Annotated in this window: 23 protein-coding genes; 16 read left to right on the forward strand and 7 right to left on the reverse strand. The window is 63.7% G+C overall.

The window, feature by feature from the left end:
• Positions 1-11: 11 nt before the first annotated feature.
• Entirely contained in the window at positions 12-752 is a 741-nt protein-coding gene (locus B0G83_RS31905; protein WP_105511315.1) for a PepSY-associated TM helix domain-containing protein, read from the reverse strand.
• Positions 753-1084: 332 nt separating this feature from the next.
• On the opposite strand from B0G83_RS31905, the gene B0G83_RS31910 reads away from it, so the two are divergent.
• Positions 1085-2992, forward strand: a complete 1908-nt coding sequence (locus B0G83_RS31910; protein WP_105511316.1) for a DUF3857 and transglutaminase domain-containing protein — start codon at positions 1085-1087, stop codon at positions 2990-2992.
• A 39-nt stretch (positions 2993-3031) separates the two neighbouring features.
• On the opposite strand, the gene B0G83_RS31915 is transcribed toward B0G83_RS31910, so the two are convergent.
• Together B0G83_RS31915 and B0G83_RS31920 are read right to left on the reverse strand one after the other, a co-directional pair.
• On the reverse strand, positions 3032-4060 hold the full coding sequence (locus B0G83_RS31915) for a serine/threonine protein kinase (RefSeq protein ID WP_105511317.1): 1029 nt from the start codon (positions 4058-4060) through the stop codon (positions 3032-3034).
• A 133-nt stretch (positions 4061-4193) separates the two neighbouring features.
• The gene (locus B0G83_RS31920) at positions 4194-4406 is read right to left on the reverse strand and encodes a hypothetical protein (protein WP_074762717.1); all 213 of its coding nucleotides are present in this window, start codon (positions 4404-4406) and stop codon (positions 4194-4196) included.
• Between the two features lie 290 nt (positions 4407-4696).
• On the opposite strand from B0G83_RS31920, the gene B0G83_RS38790 reads away from it, so the two are divergent.
• The 6 genes from B0G83_RS38790 to B0G83_RS31945 all read left to right on the forward strand — a co-directional run bounded on the left by B0G83_RS38790 (position 4697) and on the right by B0G83_RS31945 (position 12789).
• Positions 4697-4834, forward strand: coding sequence for a hypothetical protein (locus B0G83_RS38790; RefSeq protein WP_181157146.1), 138 nt, complete (start codon positions 4697-4699; stop codon positions 4832-4834).
• A 2-nt stretch (positions 4835-4836) separates the two neighbouring features.
• On the forward strand, positions 4837-8019 hold the full coding sequence (locus tag B0G83_RS31925) for an efflux RND transporter permease subunit (RefSeq protein WP_105511318.1): 3183 nt from the start codon (positions 4837-4839) through the stop codon (positions 8017-8019).
• An 82-nt stretch (positions 8020-8101) separates the two neighbouring features.
• Complete coding sequence (locus B0G83_RS31930; protein WP_105511319.1) at positions 8102-9409, forward strand: efflux RND transporter periplasmic adaptor subunit; 1308 nt, start codon at positions 8102-8104, stop codon at positions 9407-9409.
• On the forward strand, positions 9406-10944 hold the full coding sequence (locus B0G83_RS31935; protein ID WP_105511320.1) for an efflux transporter outer membrane subunit: 1539 nt from the start codon (positions 9406-9408) through the stop codon (positions 10942-10944). The genes B0G83_RS31930 and B0G83_RS31935 overlap by 4 nt, the downstream gene beginning before the upstream one ends.
• 83 nt (positions 10945-11027) lie before the next feature.
• Positions 11028-12323: an MFS transporter gene (locus B0G83_RS31940; protein WP_105511321.1), complete on the forward strand. Its 1296-nt coding sequence runs from the start codon at positions 11028-11030 to the stop codon at positions 12321-12323.
• A 280-nt stretch (positions 12324-12603) separates the two neighbouring features.
• A complete protein-coding gene (locus tag B0G83_RS31945; protein ID WP_105511344.1) occupies positions 12604-12789 on the forward strand; it encodes a hypothetical protein in 186 nt (61 codons plus the stop codon).
• A gap of 87 nt (positions 12790-12876) precedes the next feature.
• On the opposite strand, the gene mgrA is transcribed toward B0G83_RS31945, so the two are convergent.
• On the reverse strand, positions 12877-13920 hold the full coding sequence (gene mgrA / locus B0G83_RS31950) for an L-glyceraldehyde 3-phosphate reductase (protein ID WP_105511322.1): 1044 nt from the start codon (positions 13918-13920) through the stop codon (positions 12877-12879).
• Between the two features lie 235 nt (positions 13921-14155).
• On the opposite strand from mgrA, the gene B0G83_RS31955 reads away from it, so the two are divergent.
• The gene (locus B0G83_RS31955; protein WP_035554055.1) at positions 14156-14362 is read left to right on the forward strand and encodes a DUF3185 family protein; all 207 of its coding nucleotides are present in this window, start codon (positions 14156-14158) and stop codon (positions 14360-14362) included.
• 2 nt (positions 14363-14364) lie between these two features.
• Here B0G83_RS31955 and B0G83_RS31960 read toward each other — a convergent pair whose 3' ends face one another.
• Entirely contained in the window at positions 14365-15126 is a 762-nt protein-coding gene (locus tag B0G83_RS31960) for a phytanoyl-CoA dioxygenase family protein (RefSeq protein ID WP_105511323.1), read from the reverse strand.
• A 618-nt stretch (positions 15127-15744) separates the two neighbouring features.
• Between B0G83_RS31960 and B0G83_RS31965 the strand changes: the two genes are divergently transcribed.
• Entirely contained in the window at positions 15745-16113 is a 369-nt protein-coding gene (locus tag B0G83_RS31965; protein WP_105511324.1) for a hypothetical protein, read from the forward strand.
• Positions 16114-16213: 100 nt separating this feature from the next.
• Here the strand turns inward: B0G83_RS31965 and metK are convergent, their stop codons facing one another.
• Positions 16214-17404, reverse strand: a complete 1191-nt coding sequence (metK, locus tag B0G83_RS31970) for a methionine adenosyltransferase (protein WP_105511325.1) — start codon at positions 17402-17404, stop codon at positions 16214-16216.
• Positions 17405-17681: 277 nt separating this feature from the next.
• On the opposite strand from metK, the gene B0G83_RS31975 reads away from it, so the two are divergent.
• The 6 genes from B0G83_RS31975 to B0G83_RS32000 all read left to right on the forward strand — a co-directional run bounded on the left by B0G83_RS31975 (position 17682) and on the right by B0G83_RS32000 (position 23888).
• Positions 17682-18566 (forward strand): lipid A biosynthesis lauroyl acyltransferase, encoded by an 885-nt coding sequence (locus tag B0G83_RS31975; protein ID WP_105511326.1) that lies wholly within the window; start codon positions 17682-17684, stop codon positions 18564-18566.
• 34 nt (positions 18567-18600) lie between these two features.
• Complete coding sequence (gene dapF / locus B0G83_RS31980) at positions 18601-19512, forward strand: diaminopimelate epimerase (protein ID WP_105511327.1); 912 nt, start codon at positions 18601-18603, stop codon at positions 19510-19512.
• A gap of 59 nt (positions 19513-19571) precedes the next feature.
• A complete protein-coding gene (locus tag B0G83_RS31985; RefSeq protein WP_105511328.1) occupies positions 19572-20303 on the forward strand; it encodes a DUF484 family protein in 732 nt (243 codons plus the stop codon).
• 63 nt (positions 20304-20366) lie between these two features.
• Positions 20367-21290: a tyrosine recombinase XerC gene (xerC, locus tag B0G83_RS31990; RefSeq protein WP_105511329.1), complete on the forward strand. Its 924-nt coding sequence runs from the start codon at positions 20367-20369 to the stop codon at positions 21288-21290.
• A 91-nt stretch (positions 21291-21381) separates the two neighbouring features.
• Positions 21382-22584, forward strand: coding sequence for a class I SAM-dependent rRNA methyltransferase (locus B0G83_RS31995; RefSeq protein WP_105511330.1), 1203 nt, complete (start codon positions 21382-21384; stop codon positions 22582-22584).
• Positions 22585-22787: 203 nt separating this feature from the next.
• The gene (locus B0G83_RS32000) at positions 22788-23888 is read left to right on the forward strand and encodes a GTP-binding protein (RefSeq protein WP_105511331.1); all 1101 of its coding nucleotides are present in this window, start codon (positions 22788-22790) and stop codon (positions 23886-23888) included.
• Between the two features lie 96 nt (positions 23889-23984).
• On the opposite strand, the gene B0G83_RS38325 is transcribed toward B0G83_RS32000, so the two are convergent.
• Positions 23985-24464 carry a hypothetical protein gene (locus B0G83_RS38325; protein ID WP_146120325.1) on the reverse strand — a complete coding sequence of 160 codons (480 nt, stop codon included), beginning with the start codon at positions 24462-24464 and terminating at the stop codon, positions 23985-23987.
• A 73-nt stretch (positions 24465-24537) separates the two neighbouring features.
• Between B0G83_RS38325 and dksA the strand changes: the two genes are divergently transcribed.
• A complete protein-coding gene (gene dksA, locus B0G83_RS32005) occupies positions 24538-24957 on the forward strand; it encodes an RNA polymerase-binding protein DksA (RefSeq protein WP_012431412.1) in 420 nt (139 codons plus the stop codon).
• The last annotated feature ends 181 nt before the right edge of the window (positions 24958-25138 follow it).

Below are 25138 nucleotides of genomic sequence, written 5' to 3' on the forward strand. Positions count from 1 at the left end.
GAAGCCCCGGATTAGATCAATCCGCAAACCACGGCGGCGATCACCGAACCACCCACCAGAATCACGCCCACCACGCGGCGTTTGTTCAACTCGGTCCACAACAAAACGCCGGTCAGCGACAGAAGAATCATTCCGCCGGCAATCGTATCGATCAACAGTACCCAGCCAACGCTCAAACCCACGCCGCGATGCAGGTTGTTCATCGTCGTGAGAAACGAGTTGTGGGTACGTTTCACCGCGACGAAACCATTGCCGACCCAGTACTCGGCCTGCACGTTCTGCGCCGTGCCGAAGATACCGACCTGCCAGTACTCCGGCTGCACCGTGCTGCGGTCGCCCCACGCCACCGGATGCGCCGGCTCGCGCTTCGCCTTGCCCGGCTTGCCGTCGATCTTCAATTCGGCCTGCAGCCACTTTGCCATGTCCATCGGCGAGCGCAGCGGTTTCTGCGGCACCGGAATCTGCATTTCCTCGACCTGCGGCTCGCCCGACGACACCTTCAACGGCCCGCCCCGATGATTCAGCAGGAAGCCGGTCGCGCCGAACATGAGGCCCAGCACCGCGCCCCACAGACCGACCCAGCCGTGCACCTTGCGCAGCCACTTGATGAAGTTCGCGCGCCGTGAACGCTGGCGGCGTGCCGCCTGCTCGGCATCGTCCATCAGATGATGACCTCGCTGCGGCGTGTGTGCGACGTAGTGCGAGCCACCGGCAGCAGCAGGTTTCATATCGATCGAATCAGGCGCGTTCACATCCAGGCTCCAGCTACGGCAAATTGATCGCCACCGGGCACGGCGGCATGGCGCGCTCAGGGCAGCGGTAAAGGGATTACGTATCGAGAGGAGGTGCCGGACGAACCGGCTTGCGGTCCAGGACGTCCGGCTGAAAAGCTGGCTGGCTGGCAGTCACAGAGGAGGAGAAATGTGACGGTAGGCTGGCGGCGCCTTTCAATTGAGAATGGCTATCATTACACAAATAGGACGTTTCCTCAATCGCAGCGCGTGGCTACCGCTTGACATCTACGCGGCGCAAACCGACTCTAGCTGGCGACCCCGTCAACATTGCCGCCGGAACCCTGCCTGCCATGCGCCCTTCTTCCGTGGTCTGTTTTGCTCTGGCGTTGTCCGGCTGCCTGGCCGGCGTTCATCCGGCGCGCGCGAGCGTTGCCGCCAAGCTGGACGATCCCTATACGAACGAAGGCGAGACGCAAACCTTCACCGTGAACGCCGACGGTTCATTCTCCAAACTCGACACGATGACGCTGCACGTGAACAACGAAGCCGGCGTCGCGCGCGTGGCGCAGCAATACGTCTGGTTCAACCGCAACATGGCGGACGTGCAGATCCTCGAGGCCTACACGACGACCGCCGACGGTGTGCGGCACGACGTGCAGCCCGAGCAGATTCGTGACGTGCAGGAAGCCCGTTCGTTCGACGCGCCGATGTTCCAGGACATTCAGGAGAAGGTGATCGTGTTCCCGGCGGTCGAGCCGGGCGCGCGCGTGCATCTCACCTACCGCAAGACGCAGAAGCAGCCCATCGTGCCGGGCCAGTTCAGCGACTTCACGCCGCCCGATCTCGCGCCGACGCACAATTTCCGCCTGATCTACGACCTGCCCGCCGACAAACCACTCTATACCGACGCGCGCGGCTTCACCGCCGCGCAGCCGGTCACGCGCGACGGTCGCACGCGTTACGAGTATCGCTACGACAAGGCGCACTTCAGCCGGCTGGAGCGCGGCTCGGTGGCGTACGTGTCGTATGGCGACCGGCTGATGGTCTCGACGTTCCCCGACTACGCCGCATTCGCCGCGACCTACCGCGAATCCGCCGTGGACCCGAGCGCGCACGACGCCGCCGTCACGCGTCTCGCGCAACAGCTCACCGCACGCGACCACACGCCGCGCGACAAAGCCAAAACGCTGTACGACTGGGTCCGGCGCAACGTGCGCTATGTGGCGATCAACGTGGGGCGCGGCGCGGTGGTGCCGCATAGCGCGAGCGAGATCCTCGCGAACCGCTACGGCGACTGCAAGGACCACGTTGCGCTATACGGCGCGTTGCTCGACGCGGCCGGCGTGCGCAACGAGCCGGCGCTGATCAGCAGCGGCTCGATCTATACGCTGCCGAGCGTGCCGGGCTACGGCGTCATCAATCACATCATCACGTGGCTGCCGGATTTGCAGCAGTACGCCGATTCGACCGCGTCGAACGTCGAGTTCGGTTTTCTGCCCTCGTCGGATATGAACCGGCCGACGGTGCTGGTGGGCCAAGGCGTACTGGCGAGCACACCCGCCACCGCGCTGATGACGCGTAGCAGCGACCTCTCGGTGAAGGTCGAACCGGACGGCTCGGCGAGCTTCACGTACCGGCTGGAAGCAGCCGGTGCATCCGCCGAACAGGCTCGCGCGATGTTGCGCACGCAAACACCCGCGCAACGCGAGGAATCGATTCAGGCCGAGCTGCGCAGCGTGAATCTGCGCGGCACGGCGACGCTCAGCACCAGCGACCTCAACGCCGCAGACGGTCCGCTGACGATCACGATGAAAGGCACGCTGGAGAGTCTGGTGGTGCCGGGCGCGGCGGCATCGATCCCCGCGCTGACGAGTCTGGCCGGTGGCTTCGAAGCGGACACGCGCTATTGGTTGGGCGAACGCCGGCGCACGCAACCGTTCGTCTGCCACAACCTCACGTTGCACGAACGCGCGCGTATCGAACTGCCCGCGAATTTCCGCGTGCTCGACATGCCGGAGGCGAAACGCACGCAAGACCGCTTCGTCGATTTCCAGTCGCAGTACACGTTCGATCCGCTCAGCAATGTCGTCACGATGACGCGCGACGGCGCCACGCATTTCGACAGCGACGTCTGCACGCCCGACGACTTCGCGCAGATGCGTCCCGCGATGGAAGCGATCGGCCGCGACGTGCGCGCCGAGGTGATTGTTAAATCGACGCTGGTGGAATCGTCGAGCGTGGCGTCGCAGGCACCGTGAAGCGCAAGCGCGTGCGCTGTCACCCGTCGACGCACGCGCTCAAACCGGCCAGAGCGGCCCTTCCTGCATCGCGCCGATCTGCTCGCGCAATTCGAGAATGCGGTCTTCCCAATAGCGCTGCGTGTTGAACCACGGAAACGCGGCCGGAAACGCCGGGTCGTCCCAGCGACGCGCGAGCCACGCCTGATAGTGAATCAGGCGCAACGTGCGCAGCGCTTCGACCAGGTAGAGTTCGCGCGGCTCGAAGTCGCAGAAGTCTTCGTAGCCGGCCAGCAGATCCGTCAGCGCGCGCGACGCCTCGCCGCGTTCGCCCGGCAGCAGCAGCCACAAATCCTGAATCGCCGGCCCCATGCGGCTATCGTCGAAGTCGACGAAATGCGGGCCCGCGTCGGTCCACAGCACGTTGCTAGGATGACAATCGCCATGCATGCGCAGCAGACGAATCTCGCCGGCGCGCTCGAACGCGCGCTCCACACCTTCGAGCGCGAGATTCACCACGGTTTCCCACGCGGTGCGCACGTCGTCCGGCACGAAGCGCTGAGCCAGCAGGAAATCGCGCGGCTCGTAGCCGAAGGTCTGGATATCGAGCGTGGGACGCTCGGTGTAGTTTTGCGTCTGCCCCACCGCGTGAATACGGCCGATGAAACGCCCCAGCCATTCGAGCGTATCGCGCCGGTCGAGATCGGGCGCGCGGCCGCCGCGGCGTTCGAAGATCGAGAAACGGAAGCCCTCGAAGCTGTGCAGCGTGCGGCCTTCGAACGCACGCGCGGGCACCGCCGGAATCTCGCGCGCGGCGAGATCGGCGACAAACGCGTGTTCTTCGAGAATGGCGGCGTCGCTCCAGCGCTCAGGACGATAGAACTTTGCGACGACCGGCGGGCCGTCTTCCACGCCCACCTGGTACACGCGGTTCTCATAACTGTTGAGCGGCAGCATGCGGCCGTCGGTGCGCACACCGGCGGTGGCGAGCACGCTGTCGAGCGCGTCGAGCACGATTTCCGGCTGGAGCCGGGCGAAGGGCGCAGCGCTATTCGCGCCGGCCTGGGAATCGGAAGTGTCGTCGTTCATGCCCGCATTGTGCGCCGCGCCGCCGTCAAAGACGAGGGCAACGGCTCACGATGTAGCCAAGGGCGCATGAACGCAGGGCGGCCGCGCGATGGGCGCGCGGCTTACAGACAGCAAACGGACCGACAAGCCCGCATCAATGAATCTGCGCACTCGACGGACGCACCTGCTCGCCCGTATCGATCAGGTCTTCCAGGAAAAAGGGTTCAGTATTCAGGTGCTGCGACGTGCCGGGTTCGCCGGCATACCACGCCACCATGGCCATGTCGCCGAGAATGCGCATGACGATTCCGCGCGCGCCCTGCGGCACGGCGATATGCACCGATCGGACAATAGAACCGATTTGCATGATGTTTCCCCGTTCTCCCATAGCCGGCTTTATGATTTCACGCCGGTCAAGGTAAATAAAAACGCCGCCACGCCGATAACGTTGCGTACGCACCCAATCTTCCGCGCGCTTGACGCGTGAGAGGTTCGAGTCATTGTTCCCGTTTTGCGGGGCCGTGGAAAGCGCGAACTCGAGGCACTTGACCCGTCGTTTCGCCCTATTCCCATTACGCCGCGCCGGGCCGATGATTCATGGCGTAACGCGTCGTAACGAGCCCATCATAAACCCAGCTGGGGGGAGATATCAAAAACGTGCATCGACACAATGATCCGGTGAATCGGCCCGGCGCGACGGCCGGCTCGCAGGGTGGCCGTCGCTGGGGTCCGGATCGCGTCCCTGGCGGCGGCGTGACAGGCAGCGCGTTCTTCGGCCTCGACCGGCGCGACTAGCCATGTGGATCGTTCGCCTCGCGCTGCGGCGCCCCTATACCTTTATCGTGCTGGCCCTGCTTCTGCTGATCGTCGGACCGCTGACGATCCTGCGCACGCCGACCGATATCTTCCCCAATATCGACATTCCGGTGCTCTCGGTGATCTGGTCGTATAACGGCCTGCCCGCGGACGAGATGGAAAAGCGCATCGTGCTCAACTACGAGCGCGGCTTGTCGGTGGCGGTCAACGATATCGAGCACACGGAATCGACTTCGCTGAACGGCATTGCCGTCATCAAGATCTTTTTCCAGCCGCACGCGAATATCGATGAAGCGCTCGCCGAAGTCACCGCGTTGTCACAGACGCAATTGCGCTCGCTACCACCCGGCATCACGCCGCCGAACATCCTGCGCTACAACGCTTCGACGGTGCCGATTCTGCGACTCGCGCTATCGTCGGCATCGCTCACCGAGCAGGAGCTGTACGACTTCGGCAACAACTTTCTGAAGACGCAGCTTGCCACGGTGCCAGGCGCATCGGCGCCGTTGCCGTACGGCGGCAAGCAACGGCAGATCATGGTCGACATCGACTCGCGCAAGCTGCAGGAGCGCAATCTGTCGCCCATGGACGTGGTCAACGCGGTCACCGCGCAGAACCTGATCCTGCCCTCGGGCACCGCGAAAATCGGCTCGACCGAGTACTCGGTGGAAATGAACGGCAGCCCCGATTCGCTCGCCGGGCTCAACAACATTCCGATCAGGTCCACGGCCAACGGCACCGTCTATATCCGCGACGTCGCGCACGTGCGCGACGGTTTCCAGCCGCAGACCAATATCGTGCGCGTGAACGGCCAGCGCGCCGCCTTGCTGACCATCAACAAAAGCGGCAACACGTCCACGCTCGAAATCGTCGACCGCATCAAGACGATGATGCCGACGCTGCGCAATCTGGTGCCCGCGTCGCTGAATATCGATCCCGTGGCCGACCAATCGCTGTTCGTGCGCGCCTCGGTGCAGGGCGTGCTGCGCGAGGCGCTGATCGCCGCCTGCCTCACGGGTCTGATGATTCTGCTGTTCCTCGGCAACTGGCGCGCGACGCTCATCATCGCCGTATCGATTCCGCTGTCGATGATCACGTCGATCATCGCGCTCTCCCTGCTCGGCGAAACCATCAACATCATGACGCTCGGTGGGCTCGCGCTCGCGGTCGGGATTCTGGTGGACGATGCAACGGTCGCGATCGAAAACATCAGCCATCAGCTGGAGCAAGGTAAGACGCTCGAGCAGGCCATTCTCGACGGCGCGCATCAGATCGCGATTCCGACGCTGGTGTCGACCTTGTCGATCTGCATTGTGTTCGTACCGATGTTTCTGCTGACGGGCGTCGCGCATTACCTGTTCATTCCGCTCGCCGAAGCGGTGGTGTTCGCGATGCTGGCCTCGTATTTCTTCTCACGAACACTCGTGCCGACGCTCGCGAAATATCTGCTGCGTCATCACCATAAGCCGGCGGACGCGCATCACGCACCGGCGCAAACGCGCAATCCGTTCATGCGCGTGCACTACGCTTTCGAAGGCGGCTTCGCGCGTTTGCGCGAACGTTATCGCGTGTTTCTCGAAGCGCGCGTCGCGCGGCCGGGTCTGTTCGTGACGCTGTTTCTGGTGTGCTGCGCCGTGTCGATGTTCCTGATGCCGTTCCTTGGCCGCGACTTCTTCCCCGCCGTCGACGCGGGCACCATCGCGCTGCATCTGCGCGCGAAAACGGGCATGCGGGTCGAGGAAACCGCCGTGGTCACCGACCGCGTGGATGCGCGCATCCGCCAGTTGATTCCGAAACAAGAGTTGCATTCCATTATCGACAACATCGGCCTGCCGGTGTCGGGTATCAATCTGTCATACAGCAACACCGGCACGATCGGCACCTCGGACGCCGACGTGCTGATCACGCTCAATCCCGATCACCACCCGAGCGCCGACTACGTACGCACGCTGCGCCGCACGCTCACCGACGAATTCCCCGGCGTGCAGTTCGCGTTTCTGCCGGCGGATATCGTCAGTCAAACGCTCAACTTCGGTATGCCGTCGCCGATCGACATCCAGATCGTGGGGCGCGATGTGGCAGGCAATCGCGTGTTCGCGGCCAACTTGCTGAACCGTCTGCGCAAGGTGCCGGGCCTCGCCGATGCCCGTATCCAGCAGCCCGCCGATTTGCCGCGTATTTTCATTGACGTGGATCGCACACGCGCGCAGCAAGCCGGTTTCTCGCAACGCGATATCGCGAGCAATCTGCTGATCACGCTGTCCGGCAGCCAGCAGACCACGCCGACGTTCTGGCTCAATCCGCGCAACGGCGTGAGCTACAACGTCATCACGGAAGCGCCCCAATACACGATCGATTCGCTGCAATCGCTCGCCAACATTCCGCTGAACGCCAACGGTCGCAGCAATATTCTCGGCTCGCTCGCCACGATGAAACGCGAGGCCGGCAACGCGACGTTGAACCACTACAACGCGCAGACCACCATCGACATTTACGGCACGGCCGACGGCCGCGATCTCGGCGGTGTGTCCGATGACATCCGCAAAATCATCGACGACGCCAAGGCCGAGTTGCCCAAAACGTCGAGCATCGAAGTGCGCGGCCAGGTGCAGACCATGAACGATTCGTTCTCGGGTCTGTTCGCCGGTCTCGTGTTCGCGATCCTGCTGGTGTATCTGCTGATCGTGGTGAATTTCCAGTCGTGGCTCGATCCGTTCATCATCATCACGGCGCTGCCGGGGGCGCTCGCGGGCATCGTCTGGATGCTGTTTCTCACGCACACCACGCTGTCCATTCCGGCGCTCACTGGCGCGATCATGTGTATCGGCATCGCCACCGCGAACTCGATTCTCGTGATCAGCTTCGCGCGCGAACGCCTGCTCGAACACGGCGACGCCACGCGCGCGGCGATCGAGGCGGGCTTCACGCGCTTCCGTCCGGTGCTGATGACGGCACTCGCGATGGTGATCGGCATGGTGCCGATGGCGATCGGTCTCGGCGAGGGCGGCGAGCAGAATGCGCCGCTCGGGCGCGCGGTAATCGGCGGTTTGACGATCGGCACGCTGGCCACGCTGATCTTCGTGCCGGTGGTGTTCTCGATGATCTACCGTCGACTCGCGGCGCGGCGTTTGCACGCGGCGGAGCATGTGGTGCGGAAGCCATGACGCGCATCGCGACGTTAATCGCAACGGCAAGCATCACAAGAGGCAGTGCTGACTGCCCATGCATCTTCATTGGGGAAGTTTGATGGAAGCACACCGTCCGGACGATTCCGGCACCTCGCACGAACCGGCGAAAAGCAAACGCCTGCGATTGATCAGCGTGGCCTTGGCCGTGGTGGTGATCGCCCTCGCCGCGCAAGGCATCTGGTCGCGCCACGACGCGCACGCCGCGCTCGAACGCGACGCCGAGCACGCCAGCCAGACGAGCGTGGAAGTCGTACGACCGCAGAAGTCGACGGCCGGGCTCGACCTCGTGCTGCCGGGCAATGTGCAGGCGTTTCTCGACACGCCGATCTACGCGCGCACCAACGGCTATCTGAAGAAGTGGTACGCAGACATCGGCGCGCAGGTGAAAAGCGGCCAACTGCTCGCCGAAATCGACACGCCGGAAGTGGACGATCAACTGCGCGCCGCGTGCGCCGATCTCGCGAATGCCGACGCCAACTACGCGCTCGCGAAAAGCACCGCCGACCGCTGGAGCGACATGCTGAAAAGCAAATCGGTGTCGAAGCAGGAAACCGACGAGAAAGTCGGCGACATGCTCGCGAAGAAAGGCACGCTGGATGCGGCGCGCTTCAACGTGGCGCGTCTGGAGAAGACGCAGTCGTTCCAGAAAGTCTATGCGCCGTTCGACGGCATCGTCACGGCACGCAACGTGGATGTCGGCGCGCTGATCGACGCGGGCAGTTCGGGCGGACCCGCGAAGGAACTGTTCCACGTGGCGCAGGCCGACCGTTTGCGGGTGTATGTGAATGTGCCGCAGGCTTACGCACAACAGGTGCGCGCACAACAAACGGCGTTTCTGACGCTGACCGAGACGCCGTCGAAACACTATCCGGGAACCGTGGCGCGCACCGCGGGCGCCGTCGATCCGCAACAGCGCACCATGCTGGTCGAAGTGGATGTGGACAATCGCAACGGCGATTTGCTGCCGGGTGCGTATGCGCAGGTGCATTTCGCGTTGGGCACGGGGGCGGCGCCATTCACGCTGCCCGGCAATGCGTTTCTGTTCCGGCCGGACGGCGTGAAGGTCGCGACCGTGGACGCGCAGCACAAGGTGAAGCTGATAACGGTGTCGCTGGGTACGGACTTCGGTACGCGTGTGGCGGTGGCGTCGGGTTTGCAGGGCAACGAGCAGGTCATTCTGAATCCGCAGGATTCGATCGTCGACGGAGCGCCGGTGCGGATCGTGCCGCGACAGGGTGCTGCAAATGCGGCGGGTGCTTCGGGCGCCGCGACGAACGGTGAAAGTCCGGCCGGCGCGTCCAGCACGGCGACGGACACGCCTGCTGCTCAACCTGTCGCGAGTCCATCCGCGAGCGCATCGTCATGACTGCGCCAACGCCACCCTCGCGCCGCGAGCGCGCGCCTCGACGCAAGCGCATCACCTTGCGTGCTTCGGCACTGGCGCTTGCTTCAGCTTCAGTCTGCCTGCTTGCCGCCTGCACCGTCGGCCCCGACTACGTCAAACCGCCGGCGGCGGCCGCCGCCACCTACAAGGAACTCGACGGCACCGGCTGGATGCCCGCGCAACCCGCCGACACGCTCACGCGCGGCGCCTGGTGGAACGTCTACGCCGATCCATCGCTCGACGCGCTCGAACGGCAAGTCGCCACCGCGAACCAGACCGTTCAAGCTGCCGAAGCGCGCTTTCGCGCCGCCCGCGCAACGGTCGCGCAATATCGCTCGACTTACTTCCCGGTGGTCAGCGCAAACGGCGACTATTCGCGCGCACGAGGGTCGAGCAACGTGCTGCACAAATCGACCGCCGGTCTCACGCTGAACGACTACCTCGTGCAAGCCGACGCATCGTGGGAGCCGGACTTGTGGGGCCGCGTGACGCGCAGCGTCGAAGGCGCGAAGGCCGAAGCGCAGGCGAGCGCCGCCGACGTCGACGCCGCGCTGCTGTCCATGCAAGCCGAACTCGCGACGGACTACTTCGAATTGCGCGGCCTCGATCAGGAGCGCCAGCTTCTCGACGACACGATCGAGGCCTATACGGAAGCGCTCGATCTGACGCAGCACCGCTACGCCGGCGGCATCGCCACCGACGCCGATGTCGCGCAAGCGCAAACGCAATTGAAGACGACCCAGACGCAAGCACTCGATATCGGCGTGCAGCGCGCGCAACTCGAACACGCGATTGCGATTCTGACCGGCCAGCCGCCTTCGACGTTTTCACTACCGGTGGCCCCGCTCGTCGCGGTGCCGGTCGTGGCCGCTGCGGGCGTGCCGTCGGCGTTGCTCGAACGGCGCCCCGACATCGCGGCGGCGGAACGCCATATCGCCGACATGAACGCGCAGATCGGCGTGGCGACGGCGGCGTTTTTCCCCAGCCTGATTCTGTCGGTGACAGGTGGGCTCGAAGCGACCAATTACAGTCAATGGCTGGTCGCGCCGAGCCGGCTGTGGTCGCTAGGACCCGCGCTCGCCGGCACGCTGCTCGACTTCGGCGGACGCGCCGCCGTGAAAGAGCAAGCTCGCGCGCACTACGACGAAAGCGTCGCGCAATACCGGCAGACCGTGCTGAGCGCATTCGGCGAGGTCGAGGACAACCTGGCCGCGTTGCGCGTGCTCGAACAGGAAGCCGCCGCGCAGGACGACGCCGTCGCCGCCGCGCAGCGTTCGTTGGCGGTCGTCTCGAATCGCTATAAGAACGGCGCGATCACTTATCTCGACGTCGTGGTCGCGCAGACTACCGCGCTGGCCAACGAGCGCAACGCGGTGTCGATCGCGCGCCGCCGGATGGCCGCGAGCGTCGCGTTGATCAAGGCGTTGGGCGGCGGCTGGGATGCGTCCGCGCTGCCCACCGACGAGCAGATCGTGCATCCGGCAACGGCGGCGAGCGAGGCGGCGGCGCACGGCTAGTGCCCGGTTCGGCGATCCCGGTCAGCTTTTCAGCGTATCCTTAACTATTTCGACTCATCCGCGCTCGCCAAGGAGATTGTTTCGTGACCACGTCGCCGGAATCCCACCGGACGGCTACTTCGGCTGTTCCCTCTTCGCCCGCTTCGTTGAGCGCGTCCACATCGGACGCGCCGGACATCGCCAGCCACGCTTATCTTGAACGCGGCACACGCGCCTACTGGCGCGCCAGCATCGCGCTGCTGTTCGCCGGCTACGCCACGTTCTCGCTGATGTACTGCGTGCAGCCTCTGCTGCCGTCATTTTCCGCGGCGTTCAACGTGACGCCCGCGCAAAGCAGCCTCTCGCTGTCGGTCACCACGGCGGCGCTTGCGCTTGCCATTTTCGTCGCCGGCTTCGTATCGGAAGGCTGGAGCCGTCACAAGCTGATGACGATGTCGCTCACGGTGTCGGCGCTGCTGACGATCGGCGTGTCGATCGCGCCGCAGTGGCATCAGTTGCTGGTACTGCGCGCGCTCGAAGGGCTTGCGCTCGGTGGCGTGCCGGCCGTCGCGATGGCCTATCTCGCCGAGGAAGTCCATCCCGACGGGCTCGGTCTCGCGATGGGACTTTACGTCGGCGGCACGGCGATCGGCGGCATGGCGGGACGCGTGATTACCGGCGTCGTCGCGGATCTGTTTTCGTGGCGTGTGGCGATCGGCACGATCGGCGTGCTCGGCATTCTGTCGATGCTCGCGTTTCGCGCGCTGCTGCCGCCGTCGCGCCATTTCGTGCCGCGTCGTGGACTCGGTTTCGGCCATCACCGCAATGCATTGCTGAAGCAGTTCACGCGGCCGGGTCTGCCCTTGCTGTTTCTGCTCGGCTTCGTGCTGATGGGCAGTTTCGTGACGCTGTACAACTACATCGGCTACCGGCTGCTCGCGCCGCCTTACCGGTTGAATCAGACGGAGATCGGCGCGATCTTCATCGTCTATCTGACGGGCGTGGTCGCGTCGCCGTGGTCGGGCCGCATGGCGGATACCTTCGGCCGCGCACGCGTGCTGACGGCGAGCCTGCTGTTGATGGCACTCGGTCTCGCCCTCACGCTATTGCACCCGCTCGCGGCGATCGCGCTCGGCATCGCCTGCGTGACGTTCGGTTTCTTCGCTGGACACTCGGTCGCAAGCGGCTGGGTCGGACGCCTTGCGAAAGAAGCCAAGGGCCAGGCCGCCGCGCTGTATCTGCTCGCGTATTACATCGGCTCGAGCGTGGTCGGCTCGTATGGCGGCCACATCTGGGCCGACTATGGGTGGAACGGTGTCGCGGGACTCGTCGGTGTGCTGCTGGTGATCGGCATGCTGGCGGCGCTACGCTTGCGCGAACTGGAACGCGCCCACGGTTGACGGTTGATCGTTGACGCTTCGATCCGTCCCGCATCGAATAACCGCAAAGAGAAAGCCACGTGTAAGCAAACGCTTCACTGTTTTCGTCCCATTTGCTGCGTCGCGCCAATCGTGGCAAGCCCCGACGCGCCGGGTTCAGCAGCTTGCGAATAGCCGCTGCGGCGCCGCCAAGCGTGGCGATGGCGGTCAAACCGTCTCCTATACTCAAATCGAACCAGGCAGTTGCATGACGCCAACATGGCGCCGCTGCCTGGGCCAGTATCAGGTTACGGAGACGACTATGACGACCTACTTCACGATCGGCGATTTCATCCTGGTGATTCCGATGGCGCTAGCCGGTGCCCTGTTTGTCGGCGCGCTACCCTGCAAGACGGAGTTTCGGCACAACGTGCTGCGGGTGATCGGCGCACTGATCGGCGTCATGTTCGCCGTCGTGCTGGTTGAAGGTCTGCCGGCGCTGGTCTAGCGACACCGGCGAAAAAAAGCCGCCTCTCGGGCGGCTTTTTCTGTTGCTACTGCGGCGGCAGGGACTTCGGCATGCAAGCGCCGGGAATCAGATCGACTGATCCGTCGACGGTTTTTCCCACAGGTTGATGCCGCCTTCGGTCGCGTAGCGGTCGATCTCAGCGAGTTCGTCCTTCGAGAACGCGAGGTTCTTCAATGCGCCGACGTTCTCACGCACCTGCTCCGCCCGGCTCGCACCGATCAGCACCGAGGTGACGCGCGGATCGCGCAATGCCCACGCAAGTGCCATTTGCGCGAGGCTCTGGCCGCGACGCTGCGCGATGTCGTTGAGCTTGCGTACGTGCTCGATGTTCTGCTCGCTCAAATGCTCCTGCTTCAACGAACCGCCGCCGGGCTTGTTGACGCGCGCGTCTTGCGGCACGCCGTTCAGATACTTGCCGGTCAGCAAACCTTGCGCGAGCGGCGTGAATGCGATCGACCCCGCACCGACCTGCTCCAGCGTGTCCAGCAACTCATGCTCGATCCAGCGGTTGAGCATGTTGTATGCGGGCTGATGGATCAGCAGCGGCACCTTGTATTCGGCGAGCAGCCTGGCCATTTCGAGCGTCTTGCTGGCCGAGTACGACGAAATCCCAATGTACAGCGCCTTGCCTTGCTGCACGGCAGTCGCCAACGCGCCGGCGGTTTCTTCGAGCGGCGTATCGGCGTCGAAACGATGCGAATAGAAAATGTCGACGTAGTCGAGACCCATGCGCTGCAGGCTCTGGTCGAGACTCGCGAGCACGTACTTGCGCGAACCGCCGCCCTGGCCGTACGGGCCGGGCCACATATCCCAGCCGGCCTTCGACGAAATCAGCAGCTCGTCGCGATACGGCTTGAAGTCGTCCTTGAACAGACGGCCGAAGTTGGTTTCGGCGCTGCCGTACGGCGGCCCGTAATTGTTCGCGAGGTCGAAGTGCGTGATGCCGAGGTCGAAGGCCGTGCGCAGAATGTCACGCTGCGTGGAGATTGGCGTGGTGTCGCCGAAGTTATGCCACAGGCCGATGGACAGCGCCGGCAGTTTGAGACCCGACTTGCCGCAGACGCGGTACTGCATGTCCGAATAGCGTTCTGAAGCTGCTTCGTAAGCCATTGCTTGTGTCCTTGAAGTTGAGGTTGCCCAACCAGTGCGGGCGTGAGGCAATCGCATGCTGCGGGAGGCGTACTGCGCGATGTGTTGCGGCTGTTGTTCAGTGCTTGTTGTTCTATGCGGCCAGTCCGCTATGTTAGCCAATCGACGCGAACCGTGCTGAGGCCCAGTATGCGGGATGGACGATTGCTTGCACGTCCCCTACACTTTGCGCGGACCGAACTGATGGGAGACGTAGATGGTGAAGGCGATTTCAATCGCGCTGATTGTCGGCGGGATCGTGCTGCTGTATTTCGGCGGACAGGCGTTCAACTCGGTGAGCAGCGAAGTCTCGCGTGTCTTCACGGGCTCGCCGACCAACAAGGCGATCATGCTGATCGTCGCCGGCGTGGCGGCCACGATCGCCGGGCTGACCGGCGTCGCGTTGTCGGGGCGTAAGCGGTAAGTTCAGAACGCAACCTCGGGCTTGGCCGCGGACCGGCTGCCCGGCAGCGGCACGTTGCTCGCGCCGTGATAGGTGTACACCAGCGAAAACTTCACCTGGTCGCTAAGGTTCTTGCCGGCCGAATGCAGCGTATTGCAGTGGAAGAACACCACGTCACCGGCCTTGAGTTCGGGCGATACGGCAGCGCGAATCCACGCCTCGTTGTCCGGCAGATCGGAGCGGAAAAACTTGGCCTCGTCGAAGCGTTCGGAGGTGAACGGCGCGTTGTGCGACTTCGGCACCAGCCACAGCGCGCCGTTGTCGACCGTTTCCGAGCCGAGCGCCACCCACACCGACACCAGATCGTCGCGCTCGAACGACCAGTAACGCACGTCGCGATGCCAGCCGGTCAAGCTGCCGTACGCCGGATGCTTGGTCATCACGCAGTTGTGATGTGCCCGCGACAGACGCGGTTCTTCGCCGAAATACAGCTCCATCCATCCGCGAATTTCCGGCGCGGTGGCCCATTGTGCAAAGGCCGGCGCGCGGCCGTACGCGTCCAGTAAGCGCCGCACCGTCTGGCCGCCCGCCGCATGCCTGGAACTCGGCGCGCCGGGATATTTCAGATCCGCTTCGAACTCGATCGGCGCCGCCGCTTCGTGCAACTGGCGCTGAGCAATCTGCTTCAACTCATCGCAGCGCTCGGGCGACACCAATCCGGGCACCACGACAAAACCCTGCTCCCGCAACGTCTGAATCTGCTCTTTCTTCGAATGAAGTGACATGGTGTTCCGTTACCGTCGACTAGCTGATGCCTCGATTGTAAAGCGGGCGCGATCGGAGGGTGCGCAGTTTCGCCGTGCGGAAGAACGTAGCGCAAATTGGTCGACGTGCGGGGTGAAGCGAAATGGAATTACTTCACAGCCGCAATGAATCATGATCGGGTATGCCAGAATCAATTCAACAATGCCTGAGGATTAATCATTCAATGCGAATGGATTAAGAATCAGTGATCTTTTATAACCAGTCCCAAGCCCACATCGTGTACCCGTGACGCGGCAAAATGCCCGCACGCCAAATGGGCAAACACGCACGATAATCGGTCGCAAAGGGCGCGACCCCGTCGACGCGCACCATGGCTTCACTCCGTAAAAACCCGGATTCGCAGGGTAAAAACCGACTTTCTGACGTCATGAATCACGTGTAGCCTGCATACATGTTTAACGCCATTCCCGCACTTGCGCGCCGCATACTGGCCGCTAAGGCCCATAACACCGGCCTCCGTGCCTTTTCCGATCGAATCCCGGGCATTCGCGTCGTTTCTTGCGATCTCGTCTTTGGCACATTTGCTGCTCTGACTGACGCACCTTCCGCCACGCGACGCGTTGCCCACTTGTGAAGCCATGCATACTCTTCTGAATACCCGCCTCACCCGCGCCGCGCTGAAAGCGGCACGTCCGGCGCGCCGCCATGTCGTGCGCGCGCTGCGCCACCATGCCACGCGCACCCGCGCAATGGGCGAGCAATGGCGCGATGCCAAAGCGGTCGACGGCATTCGCACCTGGTTCCACACGTTCTTCTCCGCGCTGCGTCTGCAAGGCAGTTCGCGACGTTTTTCGCTGCGCACGCTGCTGCGCAAACCGACGCCGCTGCGCCTCGCCGCTCCGCAACGCGCACCGGTCGCCGCGCCGCAAAGCATGAGTCGCCGTCCGCGCCGCATGTCGACGAACGGCAGCACCGGCTGGTTCGCGTTCGCGTTTGCGAGCCGTTAAGCGCTTAGCAAGACAGCCCGCCCCTACCAACGCGCACGCCATAAAAAAACCCCGCCAGACTCAAGCCCGGCGGGGTTTTTCTTAAGCAGACAGTTCGCGCTTATTCAGCCAGCGCGGCGACCGGTTCCGTACCGGCGGCTTCGGCGAGCGCCAAAGCCTTGTCCGTGGATTCCCACGTGAATTCCGGCTCTTCACGGCCGAAGTGACCGTAAGCCGCGCTCTTCTCGTAGATCGGGCGCAGCAGGTCGAGCATCTGGATGATGCCCTTCGGACGCAGGTCGAAATGCTCCTGCACGAGACGCGTAATCGTCGCATCCGACACGCGCCCCGTGCCGAACGTATTGACCATCACCGAAGTCGGCTGAGCGACGCCGATCGCGTACGACACCTGAATCAGGCAGCGCGACGCGAGGCCCGCCGCCACGATGTTCTTCGCGACATAACGGCCGGCGTAAGCCGCCGAACGGTCGACCTTCGACGGATCCTTGCCCGAGAACGCGCCGCCGCCGTGCGGTGCCGCGCCGCCGTACGTGTCGACGATGATCTTGCGGCCCGTCAGGCCGCAATCGCCTTGCGGACCGCCGATCACGAACCGGCCGGTCGGGTTGACCAGGAACTTGATGTCGCCCTTGATCAGCTCGGCCGGCAGCGTCGGCTTGATGACTTCTTCGATCACGGCTTCACGCAGCGTGGCCAGTTCGATATCCGGCGAATGCTGCGTGGACAGCACGACGGTGTCGATTGCGTGCGGCTTGCCGTCGACGTAGCGCACGGTGACCTGCGACTTCGCGTCCGGGCGCAGCCACGGCAGACGGCCGTCGCGGCGCAGATTCGCCTGACGTTCCACCAGACGGTGCGACAGGTGGATCGGCAGCGGCATCAGTTCCGGCGTTTCTTCACACGCGTAACCGAACATCAGGCCCTGGTCGCCGGCGCCTTGATCGAGGTTGTTGTCGTGCGCGCGGTCCACGCCTTGCGCGATGTCCGGCGATTGCTTGTCGTAGGCGACGAGCACCGCGCAGCCGCGGTAGTCGATGCCGTAGTCGGTGTTGTCGTAGCCGATGCGCTTGATCGTGTTACGCGCAACCTGGATGTAATCGACGTTCGCGGTGGTGGTGATTTCACCAGCCAGCACGACCAGACCCGTGTTGCACAGCGTTTCCGCCGCGACGCGCGAGTACTTGTCTTGCGTCAGGATGGCGTCGAGGATCGCGTCCGAGATCTGATCCGCGACTTTGTCGGGATGGCCTTCGGAGACGGATTCGGAAGTGAAGAGATAGTCGTTTGCCACGTTGCAGACTCCAGTTGTGTGGTTACGGTTGAGTTTCACGTAGCCAGCTTCGGGAGCCTTGAAGCGGCGACGCTTTAGCGGAATACCTTGCTGGCAGGCGCCTATCACGTAGATCGCACCCGCCAGCTTCGCCCCGCAAGTTGTCTATTAACTCGGCGAAGCCCTTATTATAGCGGCTTCCTTTGTTTGTCACAGAGTGTCCACCCGTGTTGCATTTCGACCCGATCCAGAATTTCTTGAGTCAACCGTCGCTCGACGTCCTCAACGGAGGGCCAACATGCTGAGTCGTCTTGGCGCCCATCTGGCGATCGGCCTGCTCAAATTTCTGGCACTGCTGCCTTACGGTCTCGTGGCAAGACTGGGTGACGGACTGGGCTGGCTGCTTTATCAGATTCCCAGCAATCGCAAGCGCGTCGTCCACATCAACCTGAGCCTGTGCTTCCCGGAGTGGAGCGCGGAGCATCGCGAAGAGATCGCGCAAAAGCACTTCCGCCACGCGATCCGCAGCTACATGGAGCGCAGCGTCCAGTGGTTCGGCTCGGCGGAGAAGTTGAAAAAGCTGATCCAGGTGGACAGCGAGGTCGATTTGCTGGATCCGGACATGCCGCCCACGCTGTTGCTCGGTGCGCATTTCGTCGGCATCGAGGCGGGCTCCGTGTTCATCAATTACTCGCTGCACCGGCAGTGCGGCGCGCTCTACCAGCCGATGTCCAACAAGGTGCTCGACGACGTGGCGAAGGCGGCTCGCGGCCGCTTCGGCGCCGACATGGCGAGCCGCGCCGACAGCGCGCGGATCGTGCTGCGCTGGCTGCGCGACCGCAAACCGGTCATGCTGGGTGCCGACATGGACTACGGCATGCGCAATTCGACCTTCGTGCCGTTTTTTGGCGTCCCCACCTGCACGCTCACCGCGGTGGGCCGCCTGGCGGAAGTCGGGCATGCGCAGGTCGTGCCGTTCATCGGCGAGGTGCTGCCGAACTACAAGGGTTATCGTCTGAAGGTATTCAAGCCGTGGGACAACTACCCGACCGGCGACGACGAGGCGGACGCCCGTCGCATGAACGCCTTCCTGGAAGAACAGATTCCGCTGATGCCCGAGCAGTACTACTGGGTTCACAAGCGCTTCAAGACCCGGCCGCCGGGCCAACCCAGCGTGTATTAAACGCAGCCACGGGCGCGTCACTTACAATAGCGTGATGAAACTGAAATTCACCAAAATGCACGGCGCGGGCAACGACTTCGTCGTGCTCGACGGCTACACCCAACCGGTCAACCTGACACCGGCGCAGGTGCGCGCGCTCGCGGACCGGCATTTCGGCGTCGGCGCCGACCAGTTGCTGCTGGTGGAAAAGCCCACTGTGGCGGGCGTCGATTTCAGATATCGCATCTTCAATTGCGACGGCGGTGAAGTCGAACATTGCGGCAACGGCGCGCGCTGTTTCGTGAAGTTCGTGCGCGACAAGGGTCTGACCGACCAGCGCGCGGTGCGCGTGCAGGTGCAGAACGGCACCCTCACGCTGACCCTGCAGGAAAACGGCGAGGTGCTGGTCGACATGGGCGCGCCGGTGTTCGAGCCAGACCGCGTGCCGTTCGCCACCAAGGGCCTCGAAGGCCGTCGCGAAGGCGCGGACACGCTGTGGCCGCTCGACGTGAACGGCACGACGCGCTGGATTTCGGTGGTCTCCATGGGCAATCCGCACGCGGTGCAAGTGGTCGACGACGTCGAGGCGTTTCCGGTGCTGGTCGAAGGCCCGGTGATCGAGCGTCACGCGCGCTTTCCGCAGCGCGTGAACGCGGGCTTCATGCAGATCGTCGGCCGTAGCGAGATCAAGCTGCGTGTGTTCGAGCGCGGCGCCGGCGAGACGCTGGCGTGCGGCACGGGCGCCTGCGCGGCGGTCGCGGCGGGCATCCGGCGCGGCTTGCTCGAAGCGCCGGTGCTCGTGCATACGCATGGCGGCAAGCTGACCATCACGTGGGACAGTGCGAAAGCCGGCGAGCCGTTGCTGATGGCCGGCCCCGCGGCAACCGTCTTCGAAGGCGAAATTGAATTGGCAGACTCGTTGGCGGATTCGCTGTCCGACTCGCCGGCCAATACTGCGCCCGCCTGAACACATATTGACCGATGCGCCGCCCCACCGCGGCGCCCCGTAGTCCTTTAGCCGAAACCATGAACGATCGCGAAGTCGCCGAATATCTGCTCGCCAACCCCGAATTCTTCGCCGACCACGCGGAGACACTCGCGACCATCCGGCTCGCGAACCCGCACGGCAAAGCCGCGGTGTCGCTGCAGGAACGGCAGATGGAAATGCTGCGCGACAAGAATAAGCATCTCGAACGCCGCCTCGCCGAGTTGCTGCGCTACGGCCACGAGAACGACAGCATCGCGTCGAAATTCAATCGCTGGACTATCCGCGTGATGGCCGAGCGCGATCCATACGCGTTGCCGCGTACGATCGCCACCGGTTTGCGCGATATCTTCGACGTGCCGCAAGCCGCGCTGCGGGTCTGGGACGTCGCCGAGCCTTATGCGCAGGCCGACTTCGCGCGCCACGTCGGCGAGGAAGTACGGATTTTCGCCAATAGCCTGACCACGCCGTATTGCGGCGCGAACACCGGTTTCGAAGCGGCGCAGTGGCTGGTGCCGTCCGCGAACTCGTCGACGGCCGCGCCTGAAGAAAACGCGTCCGGCACGGCGCCGTCCGAAGCCGCGCATGTCACCGAATCGATCGCACTGCTCGCGCTGCGTGACCCCGAGGGCAAGGAAGAAGCGCCGACCTTCGGCCTGCTGGTAATGGGTTCCGCCGACGCGCGCCGCTTCCACGACGGCATGGCAACCGATTTCCTGACGCAGATCGGCGCGCTGGCCAGTGCGGCGCTGAGCCGTTTGCTGCCGCGCTGAGCGCCGATCGTGCAACCGATCCGCTACCGCCGCCTCAGCCGCCTCAGCCACTAAACGCCCATCGTGACCGAAGCCGACCCGATCACCGCTTATCTGTCGAATCTCGAACATGAGCGGCGGCTGTCGGCGCATACGCTGCGCGGCTACACCCACGAACTCGACGAACTCCGGCTGCTGGCCAAGGGTCGGCCGCTCGAAAGCCTGACCGCGGTGGATATTCGCGGCGCCGTGTCCCGCGCGCGTGCGGGCGGCCTGATCGCGCGTTCGATCAGCCACCGCTTGTCGGCATGGCGCGCTTTTTATCGCTGGCTCGCCGGCCGCGTCGATCTGCCGGCCAACCCGGTCGCGACCGTGCGCGCGCCGAAGCAGCCGAAAACGCTGCCCAAGGCGCTGTCCGTCGACGACGCCACGCGCCTGATGGAAAGCCCGCCGCCTGAATCGCTCGAAGGCTTGCGCGACCATGCGATGCTCGAACTGTTCTACTCGTCGGGCCTGCGGCTGTCGGAACTGGTCGGCCTCGACGCCCGGTTCGCCGATGCCGACGGCTACCGCTCCGCCGGCTGGCTCAAACTGGAGGCCGCCGAAGTCGAAGTGCTCGGCAAGGGCAACCGGCGTCGCATCGTGCCGGTCGGCAGCAAAGCGCTGGCGGCATTGAATGCGTGGCTCGCGGTGCGCGACCAGATGGTGAAGCACGATCCGCATCCGCTGTTTCTGTCGGCGCGCGGCAACCGGCTGTCGCCGAACGTGACGCGCGAGCGCGTGAAACGCGCGGCGCTCGCCGCCGGCATACCCGCCAACGTGCATCCTCACGTGTTGCGGCATTCGTTCGCCACGCATGTGCTGCAGTCGAGCGGCGATCTGCGCGCGGTCCAGGAACTGCTCGGGCATGCCAGCATCACCGCCACGCAGGTCTATACCGCCCTCGATTTCCAGCATCTCGCGCAGGTCTACGATAAGGCGCATCCGCGCGCCAAAAAACGCGACTGATTCCGCTCGTCGAGGCGGTTCGCAGTCTCCGGTTTCGCTTCACTCTCCGCGTGCGTCTTGCCACGCGGCTTAATGCTCTGCTGACACCCTGATGAATATCGTTACGCTCAAACCGTCGAAAGAAAAGTCGCTGCTGCGCCGCCATCCGTGGGTCTATGCCAACGCGATCGATCGCGTCGACGGCAATCCCGCGCCCGGCGTCACCGTGCTGGTGCGCGCGCACGACGGCCGCTTCCTCGCGCGCGCCGCCTACAGCCCGCATTCGCAGATCCGCGCGCGGGTGTGGAGCTTCGACGAAAGCGAGCCGATCGATCACGCGTTCTTCAAGCGCCGCGTGCAACGCGCGCTCGCGCATCGGCAGACGATGGTGCACGACACCGGCGCGGTGCGGCTGATTTTCGGCGAAGCGGACGGCCTGCCCGGCCTGATCGTCGACCACTACGTCGCCGAGGACGCGGACCAGCGCAGCCAGTTGGTCTGCCAGTTCATGGCCGCGGGCGTCGAGGCCTGGAAGGACGCGATCGTCGCCGCGCTGGCGGAGGCGACCGGCTGCCCGAACGTCTACGAGCGCTCGGACGTGTCGATCCGACAGAAGGAAGGCCTCGAACAGATCACCGGCGTGCTGGCGGGCGAGGCGCCGTCGGAGGCGTTGATCGCGAGCGAAAACGGCGTGCGCTATCACGTCGACGTGCGCAACGGCCACAAAACCGGCTTCTATGTCGATCAACGCGACAACCGCCTGCTGGTGCAACAACTCGCACAGGATCGCGACGTGCTGAACTGCTTCTGCTACACCGGCGGCTTTTCGCTGGCGGCGTTGAAGGGCGGCGCCAGGCGGGTGGTGTCGATCGATTCGTCCGGCGACGCATTGGCGATCGCGCAGCAGAACGTCGCGGCCAACGGCTTCGACGCCGAACGCGCGACGTGGCTCGACGCCGACGCCTTCAAGACGCTGCGCCGTCTGTACGACGAGGGCGAGCGCTTCGACCTGGTCGTACTCGATCCGCCGAAATTCGCGCCGTCGAAAGAACACGTGGACCGCGCGTCGCGTGCTTACAAGGACATCAATCTGACTGGGCTAAAGCTGCTGCGCCCGGGCGGCCTGCTGTTCACCTACTCGTGCTCCGGCGCGATCGACTCGGAGCTGTTCCAGAAGATCGTCTCCAGCGCGGCCGCCGACGCGCGCGTCGATGCGAGGATTCTCAAGCGGCTCGGCGCGGGCGTGGATCATCCGCTGCTCACCGCATTCCCGGAAGGCGAATACCTGAAGGGCCTGCTGTTGCAAATTGCCTGATCGCCCATAAATTCAGGGTTATTTCGCACGCCGGCGCTGCGGCGGTTGGATCACAGGCCCGATACCGCCCGCCTGCACCGGCTTGACAGATATGTTTCAATAACCGGTCAGGCAGGGCTGCGCGCCACCGGCTGCCGCGCCCCGCTTCACGGTCCACGCTCAGATCAACAAGTTTCACGCACAACCCGATACAGGCGACCCTCATGATCCCAGTCACCATCCTCACCGGCTTTCTCGGCAGCGGCAAAACCACCCTGCTCAAGCGCATCCTGAACGAAAAGCACGGCATGAAGATCGCCGTGATCGAAAACGAGTTCGGCGAAGAAAACATCGACAACGAAATTCTCGTGCAGGACACGACCGAACAGATCATCCAGATGAGCAACGGCTGCATCTGCTGCACGATCCGCGGCGACCTCGCGCGCGTGCTGGGCGATCTGGCGGCCAAGAAGCAGGCGGGCGAAGTGGATTTCGACCGCATCGTGATCGAGACCACTGGTCTCGCGAATCCGGGGCCGGTCGCGCAGACCTTCTTCATGGATAACCAGATCGCGGACGAATTCCTGCTCGACGCCATCATCACGCTGGTCGACGCGAAGCACGCGAACCACCAGTTGGACGAACACGAAGTGGTGCAGCGCCAGGTCGGTTTCGCCGACCGCCTGTTCATCACCAAGGCCGACCTCGTCGACGAAAAGCATGTGGACGCACTGCGCCACCGTCTGTTGCACATGAATCCGAAAGCGGCGATCAAGGTCGTCAATTTCGGCGAAGCGGACATTAAGGAAATCTTCGACCTGCGCGGCTTCAACCTGAATTCGAAGCTCGAAATCGACCCGGACTTCCTCGCCGAAGACGAACACGCGCACAGCCACGCTCACGCGCACGACGAGCATGGCCATACGCACGCCCACGACGATCACGATCACGCCGATTGCGATCACGACCACGGCAAGTGTGATCACGAAGGCCACGATCACGCGCACCATCACCATGCGCACCACGACGACAAGATCAAGTCGTTCGTCTACCGCAACGACCGCCCGTTCGACCCGAACAAGTTGGAAGACTTCCTCGGCGGCATCCTGCAGATTTACGGCGAACGCCTGCTGCGCTACAAGGGCGTGCTCTATATGAAGGGCGTCGACCGCAAAGTCGTCTTCCAGGGCGTGCATCAGATGATGGGCAGCGATCTGGCCGCGAAATGGCAGCCGATCGAGAAAAAGACTAACAAGATGGTGTTTATCGGTATCGAACTGCCGCAAGACCTGATCACCGACGGTCTGGACGCCTGCCTCGCATAAATGCCCGGCCGAGGGCGTCGGGCAAACGCCCGCGCCCCGTCGGCGCCGCCGCCCGCGCGTTAGCGCGGTCGCGGCACGCGCCGTGCTATGGGGCTCTTAAATACGCGTGCTGCATGACGCGAGGCGCGGCATTCCTCTGCTGAATGCGAGCAGGCGGAGCCGAAAGCCCGCTGAAATGTCGCGCGTGTGAAAAGCGCGTGAAAACCCTGCTGTATTAAAGCGTGCACGACCATCGCTTTTTGGTCTGGCGCGCGTTATATTTTCGGGATATCGGCGCGCCGTACGGGGTTTTTCGCGAGATGCGGTGCCGGATTGTGATTCAGTTACAATACGTGCCCACTGGAGAATGACAACGAATTGCCCGGTCAGCGCGTATCCCGCGCCGGGCCTGAAACGGCGCCGGAAAATCTTGTCCGGAACTACGCCGACAATGCCGGCTGGCAGCGCCTGAACAGGCGCGCTGTCGGCAAGCAATGCCTCAGGAGCATTTGAGAATCGGTTTCCAGAGGAGTTCGGCCCCGCATAGGCGCTGCGACAGTCCATCGTCCGTGCCTGCCCTGCGCTCAGCGTCTTCAAGGCGCCTTTGCGGGCAATACGAAAGTGCGGGCACTATGTAAGAGTTTTGCCTCACATTGAAGAAGTAAGCCAGATGACGACGAAACGACTCTTGACCGAAGCCGAAATCCTGAAGATGAGCGACAAGGATTACATGAATGAGGATCAGCTCGCTTTCTTCAAGAACAAGCTCGAACAGCTGCAAGCGGACATTCTCCGCAATGCCGGCCAGACGACCGAGAACCTGCGCGAAACCGTAATCGTGCCGGACCCGGCCGACCGCGCCACGATCGAAGAAGAGCATGCGCTGGAACTGCGCACGCGCGACCGCGAACGCAAGCTGCTGAAGAAGGTGCAGCAATCGATCGCGCGCATCGATTCGGGCGACTACGGCTGGTGCGAAGAAACCGGCGAGCCGATCGGCATTCCGCGTCTGCTCGCGCGGCCCACGGCTACCCTGTCGCTCGAAGCGCAGGAGCGCCGCGAATTGCGCCAGAAGCTGTTCGGCGACTGAACGCCTGCGGCGCGGCTTCGGCCCCGCGCCCTCGAACGCTGCTTCGTCGAGAGGCGCACGGTGATCCGTGCGCCTTTTTTCTTTTGTGTGACCCGTCCTGAAATAAGTTGACACCTGATCCTGCGGGAAGAAGGAGAGTCAAATTGGAAACGGGTTCGAAGCGAACGCAGCGTGATTACAC

The sequence above is a fragment of the Paraburkholderia sp. BL21I4N1 genome, assembly GCF_002973525.1.
Taxonomy (GTDB): Bacteria; Pseudomonadota; Gammaproteobacteria; order Burkholderiales; family Burkholderiaceae; genus Paraburkholderia.

What these genes read in the sequence shown, in the direction of transcription:
- B0G83_RS31910 (WP_105511316.1), top strand. Translation starts at nt 1,085, where the DNA reads ATGCGCCCTTCTTCCGTGGTCTGTTTTGCTCTGGCGTTGTCCGGCTGC.
- B0G83_RS31915 (WP_105511317.1), bottom strand. Translation starts at nt 4,060, where the DNA reads ATGAACGACGACACTTCCGATTCCCAGGCCGGCGCGAATAGCGCTGCG.
- B0G83_RS31920 (WP_074762717.1), bottom strand. Translation starts at nt 4,406, where the DNA reads ATGCAAATCGGTTCTATTGTCCGATCGGTGCATATCGCCGTGCCGCAG.
- B0G83_RS31925 (WP_105511318.1), top strand. Translation starts at nt 4,837, where the DNA reads ATGTGGATCGTTCGCCTCGCGCTGCGGCGCCCCTATACCTTTATCGTG.
- B0G83_RS31930 (WP_105511319.1), top strand. Translation starts at nt 8,102, where the DNA reads ATGGAAGCACACCGTCCGGACGATTCCGGCACCTCGCACGAACCGGCG.
- B0G83_RS31935 (WP_105511320.1), top strand. Translation starts at nt 9,406, where the DNA reads ATGACTGCGCCAACGCCACCCTCGCGCCGCGAGCGCGCGCCTCGACGC.
- B0G83_RS31945 (WP_105511344.1), top strand. Translation starts at nt 12,604, where the DNA reads ATGACGACCTACTTCACGATCGGCGATTTCATCCTGGTGATTCCGATG.
- mgrA (WP_105511322.1), bottom strand. Translation starts at nt 13,920, where the DNA reads ATGGCTTACGAAGCAGCTTCAGAACGCTATTCGGACATGCAGTACCGC.
- B0G83_RS31955 (WP_035554055.1), top strand. Translation starts at nt 14,156, where the DNA reads ATGGTGAAGGCGATTTCAATCGCGCTGATTGTCGGCGGGATCGTGCTG.
- B0G83_RS31960 (WP_105511323.1), bottom strand. Translation starts at nt 15,126, where the DNA reads ATGTCACTTCATTCGAAGAAAGAGCAGATTCAGACGTTGCGGGAGCAG.
- B0G83_RS31965 (WP_105511324.1), top strand. Translation starts at nt 15,745, where the DNA reads ATGCATACTCTTCTGAATACCCGCCTCACCCGCGCCGCGCTGAAAGCG.
- B0G83_RS31975 (WP_105511326.1), top strand. Translation starts at nt 17,682, where the DNA reads ATGCTGAGTCGTCTTGGCGCCCATCTGGCGATCGGCCTGCTCAAATTT.
- dapF (WP_105511327.1), top strand. Translation starts at nt 18,601, where the DNA reads ATGAAACTGAAATTCACCAAAATGCACGGCGCGGGCAACGACTTCGTC.
- B0G83_RS31985 (WP_105511328.1), top strand. Translation starts at nt 19,572, where the DNA reads ATGAACGATCGCGAAGTCGCCGAATATCTGCTCGCCAACCCCGAATTC.
- B0G83_RS31995 (WP_105511330.1), top strand. Translation starts at nt 21,382, where the DNA reads ATGAATATCGTTACGCTCAAACCGTCGAAAGAAAAGTCGCTGCTGCGC.
- B0G83_RS32000 (WP_105511331.1), top strand. Translation starts at nt 22,788, where the DNA reads ATGATCCCAGTCACCATCCTCACCGGCTTTCTCGGCAGCGGCAAAACC.
- dksA (WP_012431412.1), top strand. Translation starts at nt 24,538, where the DNA reads ATGACGACGAAACGACTCTTGACCGAAGCCGAAATCCTGAAGATGAGC.